Source organism: Pantoea coffeiphila, assembly GCF_016909495.1.
Classification (GTDB): Bacteria; Pseudomonadota; Gammaproteobacteria; order Enterobacterales; family Enterobacteriaceae; genus Erwinia; species Erwinia coffeiphila.
Window position 1 is genome coordinate 606,813 of sequence record NZ_JAFBFW010000004.1, and the last position, 25,145, is coordinate 631,957.

Here is a 25,145-nt window from a genome sequence, read left to right on the forward strand (position 1 = left end):
ACGTAAAGTTCCCTAATCCCACACACATTTATGTGACATTCATCACACTTTAGCTGACTTGAAATGAAACAGAATTTGACAAGTGTGAGCAATCTCTATTTCCTAATGGCCGGATAACGGCACACTGCCGCAACATTACTGATGGGGATTTTCGTCAATTGCGGCGGCACCCGTTTTGAAGGCTTTACTAACCCAACCTGACCCTCGCGCTGGCTGCGGAGGATGGTCTCTGAGCATGTGGTAATATAATGAAATATAAAATTATGATGGCTGGTGCGCTGGCAGCGTTGTCTTATACCAACGTCTCTTTTGCTGATTCGAGCAGCCCTGAATACGTTTCCGACTGGTGGCATCAGAGTGTTAACGTTGTTGGCAGCTACCACACCCGTTTCGGACCGCAGCTGAACAACGATGTTTACCTGGAATATGAAGCCTTCGCGAAAAAAGACTGGTTTGATTTCTACGGCTATATCGATGTGCCTAAATTCTTCGGCGTGGGCAACGGCAACGATAAAGGTGCCTGGGATAACGGTTCTCCATTCTTTATGGAAATTGAGCCGCGCTTCTCTATCGATAAGCTGACCGGCGTTAATCTGGGCTTTGGTCCGTTTAAAGAGTGGTATTTCGCGAACAACTATATCTACGATATGGGCGACAACCGCGCAAACCGCCAGAACACCTGGTATATGGGTCTGGGTACCGATATCGATACGCATTCAGATGTTGGCCTGTCACTGAACGTTTACGCAAAATATCAGTGGGCGAACTACGGTGCCGCGAACGAAAATGAGTGGGATGGCTATCGCTTCAAGGTGAAATACTTTGTGCCGATCACCAGTCTGTGGGGCGGCAACCTGAGCTATATCGGTTTCACCAACTTTGACTGGGGTTCAGATCTGGGCGACAACTCCGCGCCTGCGCGTACCAGCAACTCCATCGCCTCCAGCCATATTCTGTCACTGGGTTACGATCACTGGCACTACTCGTTCGTGGCGCGTTACTTCCACAACGGCGGCCAGTGGAACGATGGCACCGAGCTGAACTTCGGCAACGGTCCGTTCCACGTCAAATCTAACGGCTTTGGCTACTACCTGGTTGTGGGTTACAACTTCTGATTGTGGCAAAAACGTACTGAATTCCGAATGCGCCTGCGGGCGCATTTTTTTTGCGTGATTTCAGCATCCGGCGGGGAAATCAGTCAAACATGCGTTCCAGATAGCGCTCCAGCGCGGCGCGCGAGCTGAAGCCGTACGGAATTCCGTAGTGATCGTTTGTGTCGCCCACCAGATACATGGGAAAGCGGACGTAATGTTCGCAGGTTTTTATATCAGATGCCGGTACCGCAATGGCCTGGCTTTTCTCTTTCAGTGTCGGATGGATAACCAGCGCCGTACGACCTAAACGCGCCTCACGATTAACATAGACGTAGTTTTCACCCCGACTGTAACCGTAGCTTTTGGCAGTGACCGTATCCATCTCAAATCCCGCCTTTTCCAGTACGCGAGCTACCTCATCAGGTCGTAAATACATGCTTTTTCCTCTGTGTCTGCAAACCCCGCAACCTTACCTCAGGCCACATAGTCAGTGCTTTCGGAATAATCCAAAACGCAGGTTTTCAGCGTTGCCGATTTTTAGCCTGTCCTATACTTAATAGTACATTTCAGAATTAGGGAGCAAAAATGTTCAATCGGACAGCGAAAAATAACGATATTGATCTGAGTGAAGATGTATCACTGCTGGCAGATACGCTTGATGACCTGCTGAAATCCTACGGCAGTAAAGCTAAGGATGACGTGGAAGGTGCCAAAAGCCGTGCTGAAACACTGCTAAAAGAGACTCGTGCCAAACTACAGGGGCATAATCGGGTGACTCAGGCAGCGAGAGATGCAGGCGCTCAGGTTGATACTTACGTGCGTGATAAACCCTGGCACGGCGTGGGGATCGGTACCGCTCTCGGCGTGCTGATCGGCGCATTAATCACCACTAGCACAACCCGCCGTTAGTACCGTTTATTTTTTGAACAAATGCTCGCAGATCACAGTGCGGGCATTTTTTTTATCTGCACAAAACCTTGTGGCGTAAGGCTTGTGAGCATGTTGACTAAATAAATACGCTTTTCCTATATCTTGTGTGGTTGCTTTTTAAGGCCACTATATCTAGTATTCACTTCATCAAGACCACGCAACATGGTGTGGCAGTGGCGGCGCGAGTCGGGCAGTAATTTCCGCGCCAGATACTCAGTTAACCAGCCCGTAAGGTGAATACGAATCATGCGCATTATTATTTACACTAAAAATAATTGTGTCCAGTGCAACGCGACAAAAAATGCGATGGATAAGAAAGGGATCGACTATCAGCTGATCAACCTCGATAGCGAACCTGCTCACGTAGAAACTCTTAAATCTCTTGGTTATCGCCAGGTCCCGGTCGTGATGGCCGAACAGGATCACTGGAGCGGCTTCCGCCCTGACAAGATTCAGGCACTGAGCCATTTGGCAGCCGTCCGGGGTTAAGGCGATGACTACGCTGGTATATTTTTCCAGCCAGTCGGAAAACACCCATCGATTTATCACCCGCTTAAACCTGCCGGCGCGACGCATTCCGTTAGACAGCGCTCAGCGCCTGCAGGTCGACCAGCCCTACATTCTGATAGTGCCCAGCTACGGCGGCGGCACCAGTCATGGCGCGGTACCTAAGCAGGTGATTCAATTTCTTAATTATACCAATAATCGTCAGCTTATCCGCGGTGTGATTGCCGCCGGAAACCGGAACTTCGGTGAGGCCTACTGCCTCGCTGGCGATATTATTGCGCGTAAATGTCAGGTGCCGTATCTCTATCGCTTTGAGCTAATGGGCACCGCAGACGATATCGCTAACGTTTACAAGGGAGTAACCGAATTTTGGCAGCGACAGACAGCACCCTCATAGAGGCCGCAGCGGCCGCACCTGATTACCACGCGCTCAATGCGATGCTGAATCTGTATGATGCCGCAGGCAACATCCAGTTCGAAAAAGATCGCGAAGCCACGCGTCAGTATTTTATTCAGCACGTGATTCCCAATAGCGTGCAGTTCTCCTCCGTGGCCGAGCGTTTGCAGTATCTGGTTGCCGAAGGCTACTACGAAGCCGATGTGCTGAACGCCTACCCGTTCGACTTCGTCTGCGCGCTGTTCCAGCAGGCCTATTCGCGCCGCTTCCGCTTCCAGACCTTCCTCGGTGCCTGGAAGTTTTACACCAGCTACACGCTGAAAACCTTCGACGGTAAGCGCTACCTTGAGGGCTTTACCGAGCGCGTGTGCATGGTGGCGCTGACCCTGGCGCAGGGTGACCAGGCGCTGGCACTGTCGCTGACCGATGAGATCCTTGCCGGACGCTTCCAGCCCGCTACGCCAACTTTCCTGAACTGCGGCAAGCAGCAGCGCGGCGAGCTGGTCTCCTGCTTCCTGCTGCGTATTGAAGACAATATGGAGTCGATTGGCCGTGCGGTAAACTCGGCGCTCCAGCTGTCCAAGCGCGGCGGCGGCGTGGCATTCCTGCTCTCCAACCTGCGCGAGTCGGGTGCACCGATCAAGCGTATTGAAAACCAGTCATCCGGCGTTATTCCGGTAATGAAGATGCTGGAAGATGCCTTCTCCTATGCAAACCAGCTGGGCGCACGCCAGGGTGCCGGTGCCGTTTATCTGAACGCTCACCACCCGGATATCCTGCGCTTCCTCGATACCAAGCGCGAAAACGCCGATGAAAAAATCCGTATCAAAACGCTGTCGCTCGGCGTGGTGATCCCGGATGTGACCTTCCAGCTGGCGAAAGATAATCAGCCGATGGCGCTGTTCTCGCCGTATGATGTGGAGCGTATCTACGGCCTGCCGTTTGCCGATATCAGCATCAGCGAGAAATATGACGAAATGCTGGCCGACGAGCGCATTCGTCGTACCTTTATCAATCCGCGCGAATTCTTCCAGACGCTGGCGGAAATCCAGTTTGAATCCGGCTACCCGTACATCATGTTTGAAGATACGGTCAACCGCGCTAACCCGATCCACGGCCGGATTAATATGAGCAACCTGTGCTCGGAGATCCTGCAGGTCAATACGCCAACCGAATACAACGACGATCTCAGCTATCGCCGCATCGGCAAGGATATTTCCTGCAACCTTGGCTCGCTGAATATCGCCCATGCGATGGATTCAGAAGACTTCGCGCGGACGATTGAAATCGCCGTGCGCGGCCTGACGGCGGTTTCCGATCAGAGCCACATCGGCTCGGTACCTTCCGTTGAGCAGGGTAACGCGCTGTCGCACGCTATCGGCCTGGGGCAGATGAACCTGCACGGCTATCTGGCGCGTGAGCGCATTCAGTACGGCAGTGAAGAAGGCCTGGATTTCACCAATATCTACTTCTATACCGTCACCTATCACGCGCTGCGCACCTCGAACCTGCTGGCGCGCGAGCGCGGGACCACCTTCAGCGGCTTTAGCGATTCACGCTATGCCAGCGGTGAGTATTTCAACCAGTATGTTGAGCAGAGCTGGCAGCCGCGCACCGCTCGCGTTGCCGCCCTGTTTGCCGATGCCGGGATCGAAATTCCAACCCAGGAGCAGTGGCAGGCGCTGAAAGCGGCGGTGATGAAGGACGGGTTGTATAACCAGAACCTGCAGGCTATCCCGCCAACCGGTTCGATCTCGTATATCAACCACGCAACGTCGAGCATTCACCCGATTGTGTCGCGGATTGAGATTCGTAAAGAGGGTAAAACCGGTCGCGTGTACTATCCGGCACCGTTTATGAATAACGATAATCAGGACTACTACCGCGATGCGTACGACATCGGGCCGGAAGCGATTATCGATACCTACGCCGAAGCCACACGCCATGTCGATCAGGGCCTGTCACTGACCCTGTTCTTCCGCGATACCGCGACAACTCGCGATATTAACAAAGCGCAGATTTACGCGTGGAAGAAAGGCATCAAGACGCTCTACTACATTCGTCTTCGCCAGATGGCGCTACAGGGAACCGAAGTCGAAGGCTGCGTTTCCTGCTCGCTGTAACAGCACATTAAATCGCGGGCCGGATCTTCCGGCCCGTCAACTTTTTTTCTACCGGCCGGTGCCGAATCGGAACTCACGATATCACTATGAAACTGAAGAAAGTTCACGCTATTAACTGGAATAAAATCGAAGACGAAAAGGATTTGGAAGTGTGGAACCGCCTGACCAGTAACTTCTGGCTGCCGGAAAAGGTTCCGTTGTCGAACGATATTCCGGCGTGGAACGGCCTTAATGCCGATGAACAACAGCTGACCATCCGCGTGTTCACCGGACTAACGCTGTTGGATACCATTCAGAATAGCCTGGGCGCACCGGCGCTGATGGCCGACGCGCTGACCCCGCATGAAGAAGCAGTGATGTCGAACATCAGCTTTATGGAAGCGGTGCATGCACGCTCCTACAGCTCGATCTTCTCCACCCTGTGCCACACCAGCGATGTGGATGCCGCCTACGCCTGGAGCGAGGAAAACGAGCCGCTGCAGCGTAAGGCCGACATCATTCTGCAGCACTACTACGAAAATGACCCGCTGAAGAAGAAAATCGCCAGCGTGTTCCTGGAATCGTTCCTGTTCTACTCCGGTTTTTATCTGCCGATGTACTGGTCCAGCCGCGGTAAGCTGACCAACACCGCCGACCTTATCCGCCTGATTATTAAGGATGAAGCGGTGCACGGCTACTACATTGGCTATAAGTACCAGAAAGCGCTGGAAAGTGAGAGCGCCGAGCGTAAAGAAGACCTGCAACAGTTCGCCATTGGCCTGCTGCTGGAACTCTATGAAAACGAAGTGGAATATACCGATGCGCTGTATCAGGGCGTCGGCTGGCAGGAAGATGTGAAGAAGTTCCTGCATTACAATGCCAACAAGGCGCTGATGAACCTGGGCTATGAGGCGCTGTTCCCGGCGGAAATGACCGACGTGAACCCGGCGATCCTCTCCGCGCTGTCACCTAACGCGGATGAAAACCACGACTTCTTCTCGGGCTCTGGCTCCTCTTACGTGATGGGTAAAGCGGTTGATACCGAAGACGAAGACTGGGATTTTTAATCGCTTCATGAGGGGATGCTCTTCGGGTCCCCACTAATAATAGTCCCCTGCGAAATTATTAATAAAAATCAGCCAATCGGCTGATTTTTTGCTTTCAATAATCACCTGCCAGGTTGCTCCGATTATCCTTATATTTACCTCAGGCGGGTTCATATTTCCGCAACACAGGGATGTTTCTTAGGTAAATATTGATTTTTTTCACCGCAGCTCAACGCCGCGCAATCCCTTACCAGCACTGACATTCTTTGATACTGACATCTCCCCGATCATTTTCAAATGCCGCCTCAAGGGTTGCCTCTCAGTCTCAGTGTGCTACGGTATATATCGTTAATAACTAAACTGAAAGAAGAACCCCTATAAGAAAATTAATCAACCAGGAATTAATTAATGCATGGCAATTAAATTAGAAGTTAAGAATTTATATAAAGTATTTGGGGAACATCCCGAGCGGGCATTTAAGTATATTGATAAAGGGCTCAGCAAAGAGGCCATTCTGGAAAAAACCGGACTGTCTCTTGGCGTTAAGAACGCCAGTCTGGCCATTGAAGAAGGCGAGATCTTCGTCATCATGGGGCTCTCCGGTTCCGGCAAGTCCACCATGGTTCGCCTTCTCAATCGTCTGATTGAACCCACCCGCGGCCAGGTCATCATCGACGGCGAAGATATTGCCAAAATATCTGACAGTGAATTGCGCCAGGTTCGCCGAAATAAGATCAGCATGGTATTCCAGTCATTCGCGCTAATGCCGCATATGACGGTATTAAATAATACCGCCTTCGGTATGGAATTAGCGGGAACGCCGTTGCAGGAAAGACAGGAAAAAGCCCTGGAAGCCCTGCGTCAGGTCGGGCTGGAAAATTACGCGCATTCTTATCCTGATGAACTATCCGGCGGTATGCGTCAGCGTGTTGGATTAGCCCGCGCTCTGGCGATTAATCCGGATATATTATTAATGGATGAAGCGTTCTCTGCACTCGATCCATTAATTCGTACTGAGATGCAGGATGAGCTGGTAAAACTGCAATCGAAACATCAGCGCACTATCGTATTTATCTCCCACGATCTTGATGAAGCCATGCGCATTGGCGACCGTATTGCGATTATGCAGGGCGGTGAAGTGGTGCAGGTCGGCACGCCGGATGAGATCCTCAATAACCCGGCCAATGACTATGTCCGCACCTTCTTCCGCGGCGTGGATATCAGCCAGGTGTTCAGCGCAAAAGATATTGCCCGCCGCAGCGCCGCAGCGCTAATTCGTCAGGCTCCGGGCTTTGGCCCGCGTTCAGCAATCAAGCTGCTGCAGGATAACGACCGCGAGTACGGCTACGTGCTGGCGAAAGAAAAATTTATTGGCGTAGTTTCCACCGATTCCCTGAAAGCAGCTCTCGCCGCCGGAGAGGGGCTGAATCATGCACTACTGGAAAATCCTGCGGCGGTGCCGGGCGATACCTCGTTAAGCGATCTGCTGTCCCATGTGGCGCAGGCTCCCTGCGCGGTTCCGGTTACCGGCGAACAGGGTCAATACATCGGTATTATTTCCAAGGGCATGTTACTACAGGCATTAGATCGTGATGGAGGCCAACCATGAGCAAACAAACCAGTAATCCGTGGGACACCTCCACCAGCGCGGCCGATGGCGGCAATACAGCGGCCGCACCGGCTGACGGCAATACCGCTTCCGCCAGCAGCGATCCCTGGGGTGGCAGTGCGGCAGCACCTGCCGATAGCGGTGCAACGTCTGGCAGCAGTGCTGCCCCTGCCGACGGCGGCAACGCAGCGGGCGGAGATGCCTGGGGTGCGCCGGACGGTGGTCATGCAGCAGCCAGCGGCGGCAGCGACTGGCTGAACAGCGCACCCGCTCCGCAGGTGGAACACTTCAATATTCTCGATCCATTTCACAAAACGCTGATCCCACTTGATAGCTGGGTGACAAACGGCATCGACTGGGTAGTTTCTCACTTCCGTCCGCTGTTCCAGGGTATCCGTCTGCCGGTGGATTACATCCTGAGCGGATTTCAGCAGCTGTTAACGGGCATGCCCGCCCCGGTGGCCATCGTGCTGTTTGCGCTGATTGCCTGGCAGATGTCAGGCCTGGGAATGGGTATCGCCACGCTGATCTCACTGGTCGCCATCGGGGCTATTGGTGCCTGGTCGCAGGCGATGGTAACGCTGGCGCTGGTGCTGACCGCCCTGCTGTTCTGCATCGTCATCGGGCTGCCTCTGGGGATCTGGCTGGCACGCAGCGAACGAGCGGCAAAAATTATCCGTCCGCTGCTGGATGCCATGCAGACGACACCGGCCTTTGTTTATCTGGTGCCGATCGTCATGCTGTTCGGTATCGGTAACGTCCCTGGCGTAGTCGTGACGATTATCTTTGCTCTGCCGCCGATCGTTCGTCTGACCATTCTCGGCATCAAGCAGGTACCTGCCGATCTGATTGAGGCATCGGAATCGTTCGGCGCCAGCCCGCGCCAGATGCTGTTTAAAGTGCAGCTGCCGCTGGCAATGCCGACCATTATGGCCGGGGTGAACCAGACGCTGATGCTGGCCCTGTCGATGGTGGTGATCGCCTCAATGATTGCCGTCGGCGGTCTGGGCCAGATGGTCCTGCGCGGAATCGGTCGACTTGATATGGGCCTGGCTACCGTAGGCGGCGTCGGTATTGTGATTCTGGCGATTATCCTCGACCGTCTGACCCAGTCACTGGGCCGCGACGTTCGCAGCCGGGGTAACCGCCGCTGGTACGCCACCGGGCCACTCGGTCTGCTGACCCGTCCGTTTATCAAATAAGCTTTCGGCGGCATGAAATCGTGCCGCCGCTCACCTCCCCACAATTAATGACAACCAGGAGTTACTATGCGCAAGACCGCACTGCTGGCCGCCGCGTTAACTACGCTGGCCGCCGCTCAGGTTTCCGCCGCCGATCTGCCGGGTAAAGGTATTACCGTTAAGCCGGTTCAAAGCACCATCAGTGAAGAGAGCTTCCAGACGCAGCTGGTCAGCCGCGCGCTGGAAAAACTGGGCTACACCGTAGACAGCACCAGCGAGGTGGATTACAACGTGGGTTACACCTCGATTGCCTCCGGCGATGCCACCTTCACCGCCGTTAACTGGCAGCCGCTGCACGACGATATGTACAAAGCCGCGGGCGGCGACGCAAAATTCTACCGTGAAGGTACTTACGTCCAGGGCGCTGCTCAGGGCTATCTGATCGACAAGAAAACCGCCGAGAAATACCACATTACCCGCATCGATCAGCTGAAAGACCCGAAGCTGGCGAAGCTGTTTGATACCAACGGCGACGGCAAAGCGGATCTGACCGGCTGTACGCCTGGCTGGGGCTGTGAAGCGGTGATTAACCACCAGATTAAAGCCTTCGATCTCAGCAACAGCGTTGAGCATAATCAGGGCAACTACTCGGCAATGATCGCCGATACCATTACCCGCTTTAAGGAAGGTAAACCGATCCTGTATTACACCTGGACGCCGTACTGGGTCAGCGACGTGCTGATTCCTGGCCGTGATGTGGTGTGGCTACAGGTTCCGTTCTCCTCCATGCCGGGCGAGCAGAAAGATGTGGATACCAAGCTGCCTAACGGCGCGAACTATGGCTTCCCGGTGAACACCATGCACATTGTTGCTAACAAAGCCTGGGCGGAGAAAAACCCTGCCGCGGCGAAACTGTTCTCGGAAATGAAGCTGCCGATTGCGGATATCAATGCGCAGAACGCGCGCATGCACAGCGGCCAGGCTTCAGAAGCCGATATCAACGCCCACGTAGATGGCTGGATCAAGGCGCACCAGGCGCTGTTCGATGGCTGGGTGAAAGACGCACTGGCCGCGGCGAAATAAAGGCGCAGTAGCCGCAGAGCAATAATTCCGACAATCCGTTTTCAAGGGCCGCTCGTCTTCGACGAACGGCCCTTTTATTTCGATCGCGCCATCCCCCCCGATCTCGCACTCCTCCCAGGCTGTAAAAGTCCGCATTGAGGGCAGTATTCACCGCGTGGAAAGCTCCGGGCGAACTGGTTTGTCCTGTTAATTATTCTGTGAGTGAAATAGTTTTTTAGGTTACTATTAGCCTATGAGATATTTCTTACCCCTGTTCTGGCTGCTATGAAATCCCCCCATACCGGACTGAATCCGGCGCTGGTTGCGCTGATGTCTGTCGCCACCGGTTTGTCCGTTGCCTGTAATTATTATGTTCAGCCGCTGCTGGCAACCATTGCCCAGGCGTTCGATCTCTCTTTCCATCAGGCCGGTTTTATCGTCACCACCGCTCAGCTTGGCTACGCCGCCGGGCTGCTGCTGCTGGTGCCGCTGGGCGACATGCTTGAGCGGCGTGGTTTAATTGTCACGATGAGTCTGCTGGCGGCAGGCGGGATGGTCATTACCGCGCTCTCCCCCACGCTGCCGCTGATGCTGCTGGGAACCGTTCTCACCGGACTGTTTTCCGTGGTGGCGCAAATCCTTGTTCCTCTGGCCGCTACGCTGGCTGCACCGGAAAAACGCGGCCGGGTTGTTGGCACGGTGATGAGCGGGCTGCTGCTGGGGATACTGCTGGCGCGGACCGTTGCGGGCGGGCTGGCACAGCTGGGCGGCTGGCGTACCGTGTACTGGGTGGCCAGCGTGCTGATGGTCTGTATGTCTCTGGCCCTGTGGCGCTATCTGCCGCGCTATAAGCAATCGGTTTCGCTGAACTACGGCCAGCTGCTGGGTTCGATTTTCTCACTGTTTGCTCAGCACCCCATTCTGCGCACCCGGGCCATCACCGGTTGCCTGATTTTTGCTAACTTCAGCGTACTCTGGACCTCAATGGCGTTTCTGCTCTCTTCGCCCGAATGGGGCTACTCTGAGGGAGAAATCGGTCTGTTAGGACTGGTCGGTGCAGCGGGGGCACTGGCAGCACGCCAGGCCGGTGCGCTGGCCGATAAAGGTAAAGCCCGGCTGACCACCAGCGTAGGGCTGATACTTCTGCTGCTGTCGTGGGGAATCACAGCAGTTGGCGCTCACTCACTTATCGCACTGGTTATTGGCATTTTGCTGCTCGATCTGGCCGTTCAGGGTGTGCATATCACCAACCAGAGCGTGATCTATCGCCATATGCCGGAAGCGCGCAACCGCCTGACCTCAGGTTACATGACCTGCTACTTTATTGGTGGTGCTGCGGGCTCACTGCTTTCCGCATCGGCCTATCAGATGGCAGGCTGGTATGGCGTCTGCGTTTGTGGCGCTCTGTTAACCGTCGTTAATCTATTCAACTGGTGGCGAAACTCTAAGCATGAGTCTGCTTCAGGCTGATTTTTTGAGTCAAAAATGAAGTTTTTTCAAGTATGACGGCCTGTTAACAGATTTCACACTCTGGTAATGTTAGACGCGATTTATTCAAGCTGGTTATTTTTTCACATGCAATTATTCAGCAACACAAGCGATACGGGCTATGACAGCTGAACAAAATTATCTTTCGGAAAATACAGATTTCCCACCTTCCAGCTGGCGCGAAGGTGTTATCGACAGTCTGCCAATCGTTATTGGCTACGTGCCGGTTGCATTTGCGTTTGGACTGAATGCAACAAAGCTGGGCTTTACGCCGTTAGAAGCGATATTTTTTTCCTGCATTATCTATGCCGGAGCCAGCCAGTTTGTGATTACCGCACTGCTCAGCGCCGGGGCCTCCCTGTGGATCGCAGCACTAACCGTGATGGCGATGGATGTGCGACACATTCTTTACGGTCCTTCCCTGCGCCAGCGCATCACCCAAAAACTTAACCCACGTAAAACACCTTTTTGGGCATTTGGCCTGACTGATGAAGTCTTCGCCGCAGCGACCGCAAAACTCTACCGAGACAACCGTGGCTGGAGCGAAAACTGGATGCTGGGTATTGCCTTCTGCTCCTGGCTTTCCTGGGTTGCCGGCACGGTTGCAGGGGCGTGGTCCGGTAACGGCCTTTTAGATGATTACCCCGCCGTTGAAGGCGCGCTGACCTTTATGCTACCCGCGCTGTTCCTCAGCTTTTTGCTGGCCTCGTTCCAGCGCCGACAGAGCTTTACCGTTATCGCCGCGCTGGCGGGCGCGCTGGCCGGCATGATGCTGTTCTCTATTCCAGTTGCCATTCTCAGCGGCATTGTTGCCGGCTGCCTGGCAGGACTGCTACCGCCACCGGGCAGCAGGGAGCGCCCGTGAGCTCACAAATTCTTATACTCGGTGTGCTGGTAGGCCTGGTGAACTTCCTGTTTCGCTATCTGCCTCTGCGCCTGCACGGCAGGAACAAGGCCACCAGCATCAAGCGTGGCATGGCCGGTCTGCTGTTAGACAGCATCGGCATTGCCTCTATCTGCGCCCTGCTGATTGTCTCCAGCCTGCCCGATATCTTGCGGCATCCTGACCGATTAATTCCTACGCTGCTCGGTTTCGCCGTGCTGTGTATGACGTTCTATTTTTCGCGCAGCATTGTTTTATCAACGCTGCTCAGCGCCCTGGGTTATGGAGTGACCTGGAAATTACTGATGATGAGTGCGGCTTTGTGAACAGCCACCAACCGGGAAAGCGATCTTTCTCAAATGCCATCATCGTTACGACACCAGTTTCAATTAATGAGGTCCCTTTATAATGGAAAGTTCGTTTTCTCCCATTGAACAGATGCTTAATTTTCGAGCGAACCGTCAGAAAGATTTCCCGCTACAGGAGATCATGCTGACCCGTTTGTGTATGCATATGCAGAGCAAACTACTGGAAAACCGCAACAAGATGCTGAAGGCACAGGGAATTAACGAGACGCTGTTCATGGCGTTGATCACGCTGGATGCGCAGGAAGATCACAGCATTCAACCTTCCGAGCTGAGTTCAGCTCTCGGGTCTTCCCGCACAAACGCGACCCGTATCGCCGACGAACTGGAAAAACGTGGATGGATTGAGCGCCGTGAGAGCGATAACGATCGCCGCTGTCTGCACCTGCATCTTACGCCAAAGGGCAATGATTTCCTGCGTCAGCTGCTGCCACCTCAGCATCAGAGTCTGCAGCTTCTGTGGTCATCGCTGAATGATTCCGAAAAATCTCAGCTGGAAGGCATTATCCGTAAATTATTAAATCGCCTTGATAAAATGGATGAAGAACAGGTTATCGCCTCACTTTCTCGTTAATTGAACCACTAATAGCATATTGTGCGACACACCCGCATCAGGGAATCGTTACTTTAAGCATCCAAAAATAAACTCATGCCAGCGCTAATCCCGCTGGCATTTTAGACTCAGGCTGTTGCTGACAGGATGTCCGGCGAACCTGAATGGCAAGAGAACGTGGAGAAAAACATGAGTGCAAACGCGGTCACGCAGGACCCGCAGCAGCCGAAAAATAAAAAAAAGACGCGTAAAGGCGCGCTGATTTTTCTGGCTGTGCTGTTCGTTATTATCGGGGTAGCCTATCTGACTTACTGGTTCCTGGTATTACGTCATTATCAGGAAACGGACGACGCCTACGTTGCCGGTAACCAGACCCAGGTTATGGCGCAGGTTTCAGGCAGCGTCAATAAAGTGTGGTTTGATGACACCGATTATGTGAAAAAAGGCGACGTGCTGATCACTCTGGATCGTACCGATGCCGAGCAGGCGTTTGAAAAAGCGCAAACGGCACTCGCAACCAGCGTGCGGCAAACCCATCAGCTCATTATCAACGGTAAGCAGTATCAGGCCACCATTGCGCTGCAAAAAACCGCGCTGGTGCAGGCGCAGGCGGATTTAAAGCGCCGCGAACCGCTGGGTGCCGCCAATCTGATTGGTCGTGAAGACCTGCAACACGCTCGTGATGCCGTGGCTACTGCTCAGGCTCAGCTTGACGTGGCAACCCAGCAGTACAATGCCAATCAGGCGATGATTCTGGATACCTCACTGGAAAATCAGCCGGCCGTTAAGCAGAGTGCAGCAGAATTGCGCGATGCCTGGCTGGCCCTGCAGCGTACCACCGTAATCAGCCCGATTAACGGTTATGTTTCACGCCGCAGCGTACAGGTGGGTTCTCAGATCACCAGTTCTACACCGCTGCTGGCCGTGGTCCCTGCTGATAATCTGTGGGTGGATGCTAACTTTAAAGAAACCCAGCTGGAAGGCGTACGTATTGGCCAGTCAGCTACCGTGGTGAGCGATATCTACGGTGATGACGTGGTCTATCACGGTAAGGTCGTCGGCCTGGATATGGGCACCGGCAGCGTGTTCTCACTGCTGCCAGCGCAGAATGCCACCGGTAACTGGATCAAAGTGGTTCAGCGCCTGCCGGTGCGTATTGAACTGGATGCGCAGGAAGTGGCAAAACATCCGCTGCGTATCGGTCTGTCAACACTGGTGAAAATTGATACCAGCAATCGTGACGGCGCGGTTCTGGCCACCAGCGTGCGCAGTAAACCTGCTTACGAAAGTGATGCGCTGGCGCTGGATCTGGCCCCGGCTAACGCCCTGATTGCCGATATCATCCGCGCGAATGCTAACTAAGCCAGCGGGAGGCTGTGATGGCACAAAAACCGCTTGAGGGCGCGCCACTGGTCCTGATGACCATTGCGCTGTCGCTGGCTACGTTTATGCAGGTTCTGGACTCCACCATTGCAAACGTGGCCATTCCAACGATTGCCGGTAACCTGGGGGCATCAAACTCCCAGGGAACGTGGGTTATCACCTCGTTTGGCGTGGCGAACGCGATTTCGATCCCGATTACCGGCTGGCTGGCAAAGCGCATCGGTGAAGTGAAACTGTTCCTGTGGTCAACGGTGGCGTTTGCCGTCGCCTCGTGGCTGTGCGGCATGTCGGAAAGCCTGAGCATGCTGATCTTCTTCCGCGTGATTCAGGGGATCGTGGCCGGTCCGCTCATTCCGCTATCGCAGAGCCTGCTGCTCAGCAACTACCCTCCGGCGAAGCGCAGTATTGCACTGTCGCTGTGGGCGATGACGGTGATCGTCGCGCCGATCTGCGGCCCGATTCTGGGCGGCTGGATCAGCGATAACTACCACTGGGGCTGGATCTTCTTTATCAACGTGCCGATTGGCGTTGCGGTAGTGGTTCTGACGCTGCAAACGCTGCGCAACCGCGAGACGCCAACGGTGATCCGGCCGATTGATACTGTCGGTCTGGTGCTGCTGGTTGTCGGCGTCGGCTGTCTGCAGGTGATGCTGGACCGCGGTAAGGAACTGGACTGGTTCAGTTCACCGGAGATCATAACGCTAACGGTGGTCGCCGTGGTCGCGATCGTGGTGCTGCTGGTCTGGGAACTGACCGACGATCACCCGATAGTGGATTTGTCGCTCTTTAAGTCGCGCAATTTCACCATTGGCTGTCTGTCGATCAGCCTCGCCTATATGCTCTACTTTGGCTCTATCGTCCTGCTACCGCAGCTGTTGCAGGAGGTGTATGGCTATACCGCCACCTGGGCAGGGCTGGCGTCGGCCCCGGTTGGGATCATCCCGGTGATTCTGTCGCCGATTATCGGCCGCTTCGCCCATAAGCTGGATATGCGACGGCTGGTGACCTTCAGCTTTATTGTTTACGCGATATGCTTCTACTGGCGTGCGTACACTTTCGAGCCGGGGATGGATTTTGCCGCATCGGCGTGGCCGCAGTTTATTCAGGGCTTCGCCGTGGCCTGCTTCTTTATGCCGCTCACCACGATAACCTTATCCGGCCTGCCGCCGGAACGGCTGGCGGCGGCATCGAGCCTGTCTAACTTTACCCGTACGCTGGCCGGTTCGATTGGTACATCGATCACCACGACCATGTGGACCGACAGGGAATCGCTGCACCATGCCCATCTTACCGAGTCCGTGACGCCCTACAGCGCCAATACTCAGGAGATGTACAGCAAGCTGGAGCAGCTAGGGATGAGCCACGATCAGGCTTCGGCGTATCTGGCGCAGCAGATCACTAACCAGGGACTGATTATCTCCGCCAATGAGATCTTCTGGGCCTCGGCGGGCGTGTTCCTGATCCTGCTAGTGCTGGTGTGGTTTGCCCGCCCTCCGTTTGGTGCCGGAGGCGGCGGCGGCGGTGCGCATTAAAAAAGGCGGCCGGTAAACCGGCCGCCTTCAGCGATATTTCAAGGGCGGATAAGACTATCCGCCTTTTTTATGGCATCACGCCTTGTTCTGGCGCCACCATTCGGCAAGCAGAATACCAGTTGCTACGGAAACGTTCAGACTTTCCACGTTGCCCGTTCCACCGATCGATACGCTCAGATCGCCCTGCTGGAAAGTGCTGTCTGACAGACCATCACGCTCCTGACCAAGAACCAGTACCATTTTCGCCGGCAGTTCTGCCTGCGACAGGGAAGTCCCTTTATGGCTGGATGTGGTAACGATGGTATAGCCTGCACGGCGGAATGCATCCAGACCCGCGGCAAAGCTCTCATCGGTGATCGCCTGCACATGCTCAGCGCCGCCTTCGGCGGTTCGCACTGCCGCACCGGATTCCAGCAGCGCCGCGTCGTCCACCAGCACGCCTTTTGCACCGAAGTGCGCGCAGCTACGCATGATGCCACCAAGATTGTGCGGGTTACCGATGCCTTCCAGCGCCAGCACGCAATCTTTTTCATCGGCTTTAGCCAGCCACTCGCTCACCGGCGTGCCAACGCGCTTCTTGATCAGGAAGCACACGCCACCGTGGTGTTCAGTACCGGACGCTTTTTGCAGCTCGGCTTCATCAACGGTGTGATAAGCCTTACGATTTGCCGCCATCCACTTTAATGCATCACGGAAGCGTGGCGTGACGCTCTGCACAAACCAGGCGCGTACGATGCACTCCGGACGGCTCTGGAACAGCGCCTGGCAGGCATTTTCGCCATACACGCGAGTCTCTTCCATACGCTGCCGGCGCAGCTGTTCCGGATCAATAAAGCTTTTACCGCTGATACCGCCGTGATCCGGTTTATCCGCATCTGGCGTGGTACTCGGTGCACGGGAAACGGTGCGCCACGGAGAGTCAGAACGCCCTTCGCTGCGATCGCGCCCGCCGCGTGGCTTACTGTCAGCATGACGAGATGGACGCCGCGCGTCATCCTGACGAGGGCCTTTACCGGTGCGAGGATTATATCCACCCTTGCTGCCGCCGCCTTCATCATCACTGCGGACATACATCACTTTAACCTTGCTGCTTTTACCTTTCGATTCGTCGTTCATTTTTCCTCCACCTGGGCTGAGCGCGAAGCGCGCAGATTACCTGATGTGGCAACAGTTAGCTATCAACTTCCAATAAAAGCCGACGTTCGGCAAATATCACCCGCGCAGCCGTGCATTTTGCATCCTAAAGCGTATGAGACATTGCCTATTATATCCATTGAACAAATCTCTTTGTTGCCAGGATTCTCGCCCCGCATAATGACAGGACTATAACGATCAATGAGGTAAGTGAACGCTTACCCTTTCGCCGATCTGCGAGGTAAATGATGAATACAGTTTGTGTATCCTGCCAGGCAACCAATCGCGTTCCTGAAGAACGTATTACCGATGGTGCGAAATGCGGTCGCTGCGGTGACCCGCTGTTTGATGGCCAGGTGATTAATGCCACTGCCGATACGCTGGATAAATATCTACAGGACGATCTGCCGGTAGTCATTGATTTCTGGGCTCCCTGGTGCGGGCCGTGCGTGAACTTCGCACCGGTTTATGAAACCGTAGCGAAAGAGCGCAGCGGTAAAGTCCGCTTCCTGAAAGTGAATACCGAGGCCGAACAGCAGCTGAGCGCACGCTTCCGCATCCGCAGCATTCCTACCATTATGGTCTTTAAGCAGGGCCAGATGGCAGATATGCTCAGCGGCGCAATGCCGAAAGCGCCGTTCGACCAGTGGCTTGATGAAAACATCTAGGCCAGTGCCGATATCCTGTTTGAAAAAAGGATGCGCTGAGGACCAGTAATTAGGTCTTCGCCCTACTGCGTTATCAAGGCCGGGCACGCCCGGCCAGAATCCGCTAGAATAGCGTTTTTTGCTGATGATCTCTGATGACCGATAACGCCGTCCTTCGCCTGCGCGCCGCGCGACTTGCCCGCGCCACCCGCCCGTTCCTTGCCCGCGGTAACCGCATCAAACGCTGCCAGCGCTGCCTGCTGCCGCAGAAGAACTGCCTGTGCGCCACGCTCGAACCGCAGCAGGCCCGCAGCCGCTTTTGTCTGGTGATGTTCGACAGCGAGCCAATGAAACCCAGCAACACCGGGCGGCTGATTGCCGATATCCTGCCGGATACCGAGGCGTTTGGCTGGTCACGCACGGAGCCCGATCCCGACCTGCTCCGGGCTGTTCAGAATCCCGACTTCCAGCCAATGGTGGTTTTCCCACAGTCCTACGCCGATGCCGGTCGTCCGGTGCTGAATACTCCGCCGCTAAGCGGCAAGCCGCCGCTGTTTATTATGCTGGACGGCACCTGGACTGAAGCGCGGAAAATGTTTCGCAAAAGTCCGTGGCTCGATGACCTGCCGGTGATGTCGCTAACGCTGACCCGTCCTTCAAACTATCTGTTACGCGAGTCGCACGGCGAGGGCCAGCACTGTACCGCTGAAGTCGCCGCAGAACTGCTGTTACAGGCCGGAGATACCGCTGCAGGTGAAGCGCTGTTCCGCCATTTCGATCTGTTCCGCCAGCGTTATCTGGCTGGAAAACCTCATCATCCGCTGCATCAGGCTTCCGTTGAGAATGTTGATGAAGAATCACAAATTCTGCCCACGATCAATTAACTGATACGCAGCGCAGCATCTTCTCGCCGCCCGGAGTAGAATCAAAATACGTTACTGCAGGGTAGCGGATAATTTCTCGAAGGGAGCGGAGATGAGCCAACGCGGTTTAGAAGCACTGTTGCGACCGAAATCGATCGCCGTGATCGGAGCCTCCACCCGGCCCGAACGCGCCGGATATCTGATGATGCGTAATCTGCTGGCGGGCGGGTTCAGCGGACCGATACTGCCAGTGACGCCAAAATATCAGGCAGTTTGCGGCGTACTGGCCTGGCCTGATATTGCCAGCCTGCCGCTTTCCCCGGACCTCGCGATTATCTGCACTCACGCCCGGCGTAATCTGGAGCTGCTGACCGCGCTCGGCGAACGCGGCTGCAAAGCCTGCATTATTCTCTCCGCGCCAGCCAGCCAGTTGGCCGAGCTGGAAGCCTGCGCCAGCCGCTGGCAAATCCGCCTGCTTGGCCCGAACAGCCTTGGGCTGCTGGCCCCGTGGCAGGGGCTGAATGCCAGCTTCTCCCCGGTGCCGATTCTTAAAGGCAAGCTGGCTTTTATCTCACAGTCGGCGGCAGTGTCAAATACGATTCTCGACTGGGCGCAGCAGCGCCAGCTTGGCTTCTCCTGGTTTATCGCACTGGGCGACAGCCTGGATATCGATGCCGACGATCTGCTCGACTTCCTGGCGCGCGATGGCAAAACCAGCGCGATTCTGCTCTATCTGGAGCATCTTAGCGATGCGCGCCGCTTTGTTTCTGCCGCCCGCAGCGCATCACGTAATAAACCGATTCTGGTGATCAAAAGTGGCCGCAGCCCTCACGCCAACCAGCTGCTGAAGTCCCATGGCGGAATGGATGCCGCCTGGGATGCGGCCATTCAGCGCGCCGGTCTGCTGCGCGTGCAGGATACTCACGAACTGTTTTCCGCGGTGGAAACGCTTAGCCATATGCGCCCGCTGCGCGGCGAACGGCTGATGATTGTCAGCAACGGTGGCGCGCCCTCCGCGCTGGCGCTGGACGAGCTGTACGACCGCAACGGTAAACTGGCAACGCTGAGTGAGTCTTTACTTACTGAACTCGGTGAGCAGCTGCCGGAAGGGATTACACCGGGTAACCCGCTGGATTTAAAAGATGACGCCACGCCGGAGCGCTATCTGCAGGCGCTGTCGCTGTTGCTCGACAGCCATGACGTTGATGCCCTGCTGATCATTCATGCGCCCAGCGCCGTTGCGCCACCGACGCTAACGGCTCAGCGGGTGATTGAGCTGGTGAAACAGCATCCGCGCGGCAGGCAGATAACGCTGCTGACCAACTGGTGTGGCGAACACTCTTCCCAGGAAGCCCGAAGGCTGTTCAGCGATGCCGGTATCCCCACCTATCGTACACCGGAAGGGACGGTGACGGCCTTTATGCATATGGTTGAGTACCGGCGTAACCAGAAGCAGCTGCGTGAAACCCCGGCTCTGCCCGCGAACCTCACCGCCAATACCAGCGATGCTCATCAGTTGATCCAGCAGGCGCTGGAAAATGGTGCCACCACGCTGGATACGCATGAAGTACAGCCAATTCTCCAGTCCTACGGGCTGAATACGCTTCCGACCTGGATTGCCGGCGATAGCAGCGAAGCGGTACAGATCGCCACGCAGATTGGCTATCCGGTTGCGTTGAAGCTGCGCTCGCCGGATATCCGCCATAAGTCCGAAGTCCAGGGGGTGATGCTGTATCTACGAACTTCCACCGAGGTGCAGCAGGCAGCCGAGGCGATTATCGATCGCGTCAGGCTGACTTCGCCGCAGGCACGCATTCACGGCCTGCTGGTGCAAAGTATGGCGAACCGTGCCGGGGCGCAGGAATTGCGAATTGTGGTTGAACAGGACCCGCTGTTCGGTCCGGTGATTATGCTGGGTGAAGGCGGTATCTCCTGGCAGGGTGATCGCCAGGCGGTGGTGGCGCTGCCGCCGCTGAATATGACGCTGGCGCGCTATCTGGTGATTCAGGCGATTAAAAGCGGCAAGATCCGCGGACGCAGTGCGCTGCATCCGCTTGATATAGTTGGCCTGAGCCAGGTGCTGGTTCAGGTGTCTGACCTGATTGTCGACTGCCCGCAGATTGTTCGTCTGGATATTCACCCCCTGCTGGCCACAGGCAACGAGTTTACCCTGCTGGACGTAACGCTTCAGTTGGCGGAGTTTCACGGTGATGCGGAAGATCGTCTGACCATCCGTCCCTATCCGCATGCGCTGGAAGAGACAATCGTCCTGAAGAATGGACAAGAGTGCCTCTTCAGGCCAATCCTTCCAGAGGACGAACCTCTGCTACAGCAGTTTATCGCTCAGGTAACCAAAGAAGATCTCTATTATCGCTACTTCAGCGAGATCAATGAGTTCACCCATGATGATTTGGCTAACATGACGCAAATCGACTACGATCGGGAAATGGCGATTGTTGCCATCCGTCAGCATAATGGACTGGATGAGATTATCGGTGTAACCCGCGCAATTTCAGATGCGGACAATATCGATGCGGAGTTTTCCGTACTGGTGCGCTCCGATCTGAAAGGCCTTGGGCTTGGCCGACGCCTGCTGGAGAAAATGATTGTTTACACCCGCGATCACGGCCTGCAGCAGTTAAATGGTATTACGATGCCGCGTAATCAGGGCATGCTGGCACTGGCACGCAAACTGGGGTTTGTCGTCGACGTGCAGTTGGAAGACGATATTGTTGGTTTGTCGCTGTCGCTGGGCGAACAGGAAGGTGGCAATGAAAAGTAAATCTAACGCCTTTCGTACAAACTAATGGTATTATTCTCGGTTAGGGTCATGATTTTACGGATAAAGGCCATTCTATGAACAGAGAAGAAACGCACTGTGATGTTGTCAAATTTTAAACGCAATAAACACCAACAGCACCTTGCGCAACTGCCTAAACTGTCTCAGTCAGTTGCTGATTTCACGACGCTGTATTCGCCTGCGGATTTTCGCAAAACGCTGCTGGAAAAAATTGCCACGGCGACACGGCGTATCTGCATCGTGGCCCTCTATCTGGAAAATGATGAAGGCGGCCAGGCGATTCTCTCAGCGCTTTACGCGGCTAAACGCCTGCGCCCCACGCTGGATATCTGCGTACTGGTTGACTGGCACCGTGCTCAGCGCGGTCGAATTGGCGCGGCAGCCTCGGCAACGAACGCCGACTGGTACTGTGAAATGGCCAGCCAGAACGAGGATATCGCGATCCCGGTTTACGGTATTCCAGTCAATACCCGTGAAGCGCTGGGCGTGCTGCACCTGAAAGGTTCGATTATCGATGATACGGTGCTGTATACCGGTGCCAGCTTCAACGATGTCTATCTGCATCAGCGTGACCGATACCGCTATGACCGCTATCAGCTCATTACCAACCGCGAGCTGGCCGATACGATGTTCAAGTGGATCGATAAAAATCTGATCCAGGCCGAAGCGGTTCATCGCCTCGATCGCCATCAGCGCCCTAAAAGCCCGGAAATCAAAAATGAAACACGCCAGTTCCGCCAGGATCTGCGTGGATTTGACTATCAGTTCACCGGCAATGCCAATAATGAGCAACTGGCGGTCACGCCGTTGGTCGGATTGGGCAAGCGCAGTCTGCTGAATAAAACCATCTATCATCTGATGCCCTGCGCCGAACGTAAGCTGACAATCTGTACCCCCTATTTCAATCTGCCTGCAATTCTGGTGAGGAATATCATCTGGCTGCTGCGCCGGGGTAAAGAGGTTGAGATTATCATTGGCGATAAGACGGCGAATGATTTTTATATCCCTGAAGATCAGCCGTTTAAAATCATCGGTGCGCTTCCTTACCTGTATGAAATCAACCTGCGCCGTTTCTTAAGCCGCCTGCAGTATTACATTGATGTCGGGCAGCTTACGGTGCGTTTATGGAAAGACGGTGAGAACAGCTATCACCTTAAGGGACTGTGGGTGGACGAAGAATGGATTATGGTCACCGGCAATAATTTGAATCCACGCGCCTGGCGCCTCGATTTGGAAAACGCGGTCCTGATCCACGATCCTCTTCAGCAACTAAGTGAACAACGCGATCGTGAGCTGGGTCTGATTCGTCAGCATACTACGGTCGTTCAGCACTTCCGCGATCTTGAGAGCATTGCCGACTATCCGGTTAAGGTCCGCAAGCTGATCCGTCGCCTGCGGCGCATTCGTATTGACCGACTGATTAGTCGTATTCTGTAGTTTTGACCTGTTATACAGCCCCGTTTTTACGGGGCTTTTTTTAACCGGAGTCAACGATGCGCATATGTTTGCCCCTGGTTTTACTTTGCTGTAGCGGCTGCACTCATCTGGCCCAGGATGAATGGACCGGGCGTGATAAAGCCCAGCATTTTATCTCTTCCGCCTTTCTGGCGGCAGCGGGAAATGCCTACGGTGAACGACAAAACTGGAGCGAAGGTCGTAGTGCCAGTTTTGGCCTGACGTTTGCCATCTCCCTTGGAGCCGCGAAAGAGCTGTACGACAGTCGGGAAGGGGGAACCGGATGGAGCTGGAAGGATTTTGCCTGGGATGTAGCCGGTGCTGCCACCGGCTATACGTTATGGAATATCGGCCACTAGTTAAAGCTTAAGACCTCTTCCCCGCTTATGTAGCATCAGTGATACCAGGAAAGTCACAGCACCCATCAGGGAGACATACCAGAAGAAGGTGGTTTCACTGCCCACCGCCTTCAGCGACAGGGCGACGTATTCCGCAGATCCCCCGAACAACGCATTGGCTACCGCATAGGACAACCCGACCCCCAGCGCCCTGACTTCTGGTGGAAACATCTCGGCTTTCAGGATACCGCTAATGGAGGTGTAAAAACTGGTTATCACCAGCGCCAACATCACCAAAGCAAATGCAATAATTGGATTATGTACGCTCTGCAACAGAGTCAAAATTGGCACCGTACATACGGCAGCCAGCCCGCCAAAGATCAGCATAGAGCTCCGGCGACCAATTTTATCCGATAAGCCGCCGATAGCAGGCTGCAGCAGCATAAACACAAACAGCGCGGCGGTCATCAGACCGCTGGCCGTTTTATGGTCCATCCCCGAGGTGTTGACCAGATATTTTTGCATATAGGTGGTGAAGGTATAAAAGCTGAGTGAACCACCTGCGGTAAAACCCAGTACCATAATGAACGCACGGCGATGCTTCCATAATCCCTTCAGCGATCCGGCATCTTTGCTCTCGCGTGAGGCGCTGTCTGAGGTTTCATTGAGTGAACGACGCAGATAAAGTGCCACGATGGCCAGTGCCGCGCCCAGTGCAAACGGGATACGCCATCCCCAGCTGCGCATTTCCTGATCGGAAAGAATTTGCTGGAGCACGACCACCGTCAGAAGTGCCATTAGCTGACCACCGATCAGCGTAACATACTGAAACGAAGCGTAAAAACCCTTACGCCCTTCTGCCGCGACCTCACTCATATAGGTCGCACTGGTACCATATTCTCCCCCTACTGATAACCCCTGGAACAGACGCGCCAGCAGTAGCAGCGCAGGAGCCCAGACGCCAATGGTATCGTAGCCCGGCAAACAGGCGATAACCAGCGAACCAAAGCACATCATGCAGACGGAAATCAGCATAGAAGTCTTACGCCCGTGCTTGTCACCAATGTAACCAAACAGCCAACCGCCGATCGGCCGCATCAGGAATCCAGCGGCAAAAATACCGGCAGTCTGTAACAGCTGGGTAGTTGGATTGCCCGAAGGAAAGAAGATATGGGCAAAATAGAGCGAGCAGAATGAGTAAACGTAAAAATCAAACCATTCAACCAGGTTGCCGGACGATGCTCCCACTATTGCCCAGATTCGTTGCCGTGCAGTCAGCGTGTCTCCCTGCTGCTTTTCGGTAATTGAGTCCATGTAAAATCCTCGTAAGTTTTCCTCGCCAACTTTAGTGCCAAAGAAAGCTGTTGGTAGTGATGATGATGTGTTTATAACATTATGATTTATATGGCATACAGCCTTTTATACGCAGTTCGATTATGGCATAACCTGAGGAAATTATTCGGACATCTAATACAGTGGATTTAGCGATTTTTACTGTTATGAGTGGTGAAACGGTTGGCTAACAATGTCTTATTCGGAGTGGTTAACGTTGTTAGGAACTGGCAGAAGGCAGGTACACGGATAGTAAAAAATGGCTATCTGTACCGTGGGGATTTCGTCAGAGGAATATTGATAATGCTAAACGCAAAAAGGCCATCCTTTCGGATGGCCTTCTGCTTTGTTTGATGCCTGGCAGTTCCCTACTCTCGCATGGGGAGGCCCCACACTACCATCGGCGCTACGGCGTTTCACTTCTGAGTTCGGCATGGGGTCAGG

23 protein-coding genes and 1 rRNA gene are annotated in these 25,145 nt (G+C 54.6%); 20 read left to right on the plus strand and 4 right to left on the minus strand.

The window, feature by feature from the left end; genetic code table 11:
- Nucleotides 1-248: 248 nt before the first annotated feature.
- Entirely contained in the window at nt 249-1,115 is an 867-nt protein-coding gene (locus JOE09_RS16235; protein WP_105593146.1) for a nucleoside-specific channel-forming protein Tsx, read from the plus strand.
- 79 nt (nt 1,116-1,194) lie between these two features.
- On the opposite strand, the gene JOE09_RS16240 is transcribed toward JOE09_RS16235, so the two are convergent.
- Complete coding sequence (locus JOE09_RS16240; RefSeq protein ID WP_105593145.1) at nt 1,195-1,530, minus strand: DUF2002 family protein; 336 nt, start codon at nt 1,528-1,530, stop codon at nt 1,195-1,197.
- A gap of 149 nt (nt 1,531-1,679) precedes the next feature.
- Between JOE09_RS16240 and JOE09_RS16245 the strand changes: the two genes are divergently transcribed.
- The 14 genes from JOE09_RS16245 (at nt 1,680) to emrB (ending at nt 16,132) form a co-directional block, all read left to right on the plus strand.
- Complete coding sequence (locus JOE09_RS16245; protein WP_200545662.1) at nt 1,680-2,003, plus strand: DUF883 family protein; 324 nt, start codon at nt 1,680-1,682, stop codon at nt 2,001-2,003.
- A gap of 267 nt (nt 2,004-2,270) precedes the next feature.
- Nucleotides 2,271-2,513: a glutaredoxin-like protein NrdH gene (nrdH, locus tag JOE09_RS16250; protein ID WP_105593143.1), complete on the plus strand. Its 243-nt coding sequence runs from the start codon at nt 2,271-2,273 to the stop codon at nt 2,511-2,513.
- 4 nt (nt 2,514-2,517) lie between these two features.
- Nucleotides 2,518-2,928 (plus strand): class Ib ribonucleoside-diphosphate reductase assembly flavoprotein NrdI, encoded by a 411-nt coding sequence (gene nrdI / locus JOE09_RS16255; protein ID WP_205066483.1) that lies wholly within the window; start codon nt 2,518-2,520, stop codon nt 2,926-2,928.
- Entirely contained in the window at nt 2,925-5,051 is a 2,127-nt protein-coding gene (nrdE, locus tag JOE09_RS16260) for a class 1b ribonucleoside-diphosphate reductase subunit alpha (protein ID WP_338049365.1), read from the plus strand. The genes nrdI and nrdE overlap by 4 nt, the downstream gene beginning before the upstream one ends.
- An 86-nt stretch (nt 5,052-5,137) precedes the next feature.
- Nucleotides 5,138-6,097 (plus strand): class 1b ribonucleoside-diphosphate reductase subunit beta, encoded by a 960-nt coding sequence (nrdF, locus tag JOE09_RS16265; protein ID WP_205066485.1) that lies wholly within the window; start codon nt 5,138-5,140, stop codon nt 6,095-6,097.
- A gap of 391 nt (nt 6,098-6,488) precedes the next feature.
- On the plus strand, nt 6,489-7,685 hold the full coding sequence (gene proV / locus JOE09_RS16270) for a glycine betaine/L-proline ABC transporter ATP-binding protein ProV (RefSeq protein ID WP_200561512.1): 1,197 nt from the start codon (nt 6,489-6,491) through the stop codon (nt 7,683-7,685).
- The gene (gene proW, locus JOE09_RS16275; RefSeq protein WP_205066486.1) at nt 7,682-8,887 is read left to right on the plus strand and encodes a glycine betaine/L-proline ABC transporter permease ProW; all 1,206 of its coding nucleotides are present in this window, start codon (nt 7,682-7,684) and stop codon (nt 8,885-8,887) included. Before proV ends, proW begins: the two co-directional genes overlap by 4 nt.
- 66 nt (nt 8,888-8,953) lie before the next feature.
- Entirely contained in the window at nt 8,954-9,949 is a 996-nt protein-coding gene (gene proX, locus JOE09_RS16280) for a glycine betaine/L-proline ABC transporter substrate-binding protein ProX (protein ID WP_200545668.1), read from the plus strand.
- Nucleotides 9,950-10,213: 264 nt separating this feature from the next.
- The gene (locus JOE09_RS16285; RefSeq protein ID WP_105593136.1) at nt 10,214-11,398 is read left to right on the plus strand and encodes an MFS transporter; all 1,185 of its coding nucleotides are present in this window, start codon (nt 10,214-10,216) and stop codon (nt 11,396-11,398) included.
- 139 nt (nt 11,399-11,537) lie between these two features.
- Nucleotides 11,538-12,281, plus strand: coding sequence for an AzlC family ABC transporter permease (locus JOE09_RS16290; RefSeq protein ID WP_205066487.1), 744 nt, complete (start codon nt 11,538-11,540; stop codon nt 12,279-12,281).
- Entirely contained in the window at nt 12,278-12,625 is a 348-nt protein-coding gene (ygaH, locus tag JOE09_RS16295; RefSeq protein ID WP_205066488.1) for an L-valine transporter subunit YgaH, read from the plus strand. Before JOE09_RS16290 ends, ygaH begins: the two co-directional genes overlap by 4 nt.
- An 82-nt stretch (nt 12,626-12,707) precedes the next feature.
- Nucleotides 12,708-13,238 carry a transcriptional repressor MprA gene (gene mprA / locus JOE09_RS16300; RefSeq protein WP_105593133.1) on the plus strand — a complete coding sequence of 177 codons (531 nt, stop codon included), beginning with the start codon at nt 12,708-12,710 and terminating at the stop codon, nt 13,236-13,238.
- 168 nt (nt 13,239-13,406) lie between these two features.
- Nucleotides 13,407-14,579 carry a multidrug efflux MFS transporter periplasmic adaptor subunit EmrA gene (emrA, locus tag JOE09_RS16305; RefSeq protein WP_105593346.1) on the plus strand — a complete coding sequence of 391 codons (1,173 nt, stop codon included), beginning with the start codon at nt 13,407-13,409 and terminating at the stop codon, nt 14,577-14,579.
- A 14-nt stretch (nt 14,580-14,593) separates the two neighbouring features.
- Entirely contained in the window at nt 14,594-16,132 is a 1,539-nt protein-coding gene (gene emrB, locus JOE09_RS16310; protein WP_205066489.1) for a multidrug efflux MFS transporter permease subunit EmrB, read from the plus strand.
- 75 nt (nt 16,133-16,207) lie between these two features.
- On the opposite strand, the gene JOE09_RS16315 is transcribed toward emrB, so the two are convergent.
- Nucleotides 16,208-17,248 (minus strand): tRNA/rRNA methyltransferase, encoded by a 1,041-nt coding sequence (locus tag JOE09_RS16315; protein ID WP_205066490.1) that lies wholly within the window; start codon nt 17,246-17,248, stop codon nt 16,208-16,210.
- A gap of 266 nt (nt 17,249-17,514) precedes the next feature.
- Between JOE09_RS16315 and trxC the strand changes: the two genes are divergently transcribed.
- The 5 genes from trxC (at nt 17,515) to JOE09_RS16340 (ending at nt 23,390) form a co-directional block, all read left to right on the plus strand.
- A complete protein-coding gene (trxC, locus tag JOE09_RS16320) occupies nt 17,515-17,934 on the plus strand; it encodes a thioredoxin TrxC (RefSeq protein WP_105593345.1) in 420 nt (139 codons plus the stop codon).
- Nucleotides 17,935-18,068: 134 nt separating this feature from the next.
- Entirely contained in the window at nt 18,069-18,797 is a 729-nt protein-coding gene (locus JOE09_RS16325) for a tRNA-uridine aminocarboxypropyltransferase (RefSeq protein ID WP_205066491.1), read from the plus strand.
- Nucleotides 18,798-18,888: 91 nt separating this feature from the next.
- Nucleotides 18,889-21,558, plus strand: a complete 2,670-nt coding sequence (locus JOE09_RS16330) for a bifunctional acetate--CoA ligase family protein/GNAT family N-acetyltransferase (protein ID WP_205066492.1) — start codon at nt 18,889-18,891, stop codon at nt 21,556-21,558.
- Nucleotides 21,559-21,657: 99 nt separating this feature from the next.
- A complete protein-coding gene (gene pssA, locus JOE09_RS16335) occupies nt 21,658-23,013 on the plus strand; it encodes a CDP-diacylglycerol--serine O-phosphatidyltransferase (protein WP_205066517.1) in 1,356 nt (451 codons plus the stop codon).
- A gap of 56 nt (nt 23,014-23,069) precedes the next feature.
- Nucleotides 23,070-23,390, plus strand: coding sequence for a YfiM family lipoprotein (locus tag JOE09_RS16340; RefSeq protein WP_205066493.1), 321 nt, complete (start codon nt 23,070-23,072; stop codon nt 23,388-23,390).
- Here JOE09_RS16340 and JOE09_RS16345 read toward each other — a convergent pair whose 3' ends face one another.
- Entirely contained in the window at nt 23,391-24,683 is a 1,293-nt protein-coding gene (locus JOE09_RS16345) for an MFS transporter (protein WP_205066494.1), read from the minus strand. It lies immediately after the preceding gene.
- A 373-nt stretch (nt 24,684-25,056) separates the two neighbouring features.
- Nucleotides 25,057-25,145: ribosomal RNA gene (gene rrf, locus JOE09_RS16350) — 5S ribosomal RNA — on the minus strand; the annotation flags it as partial.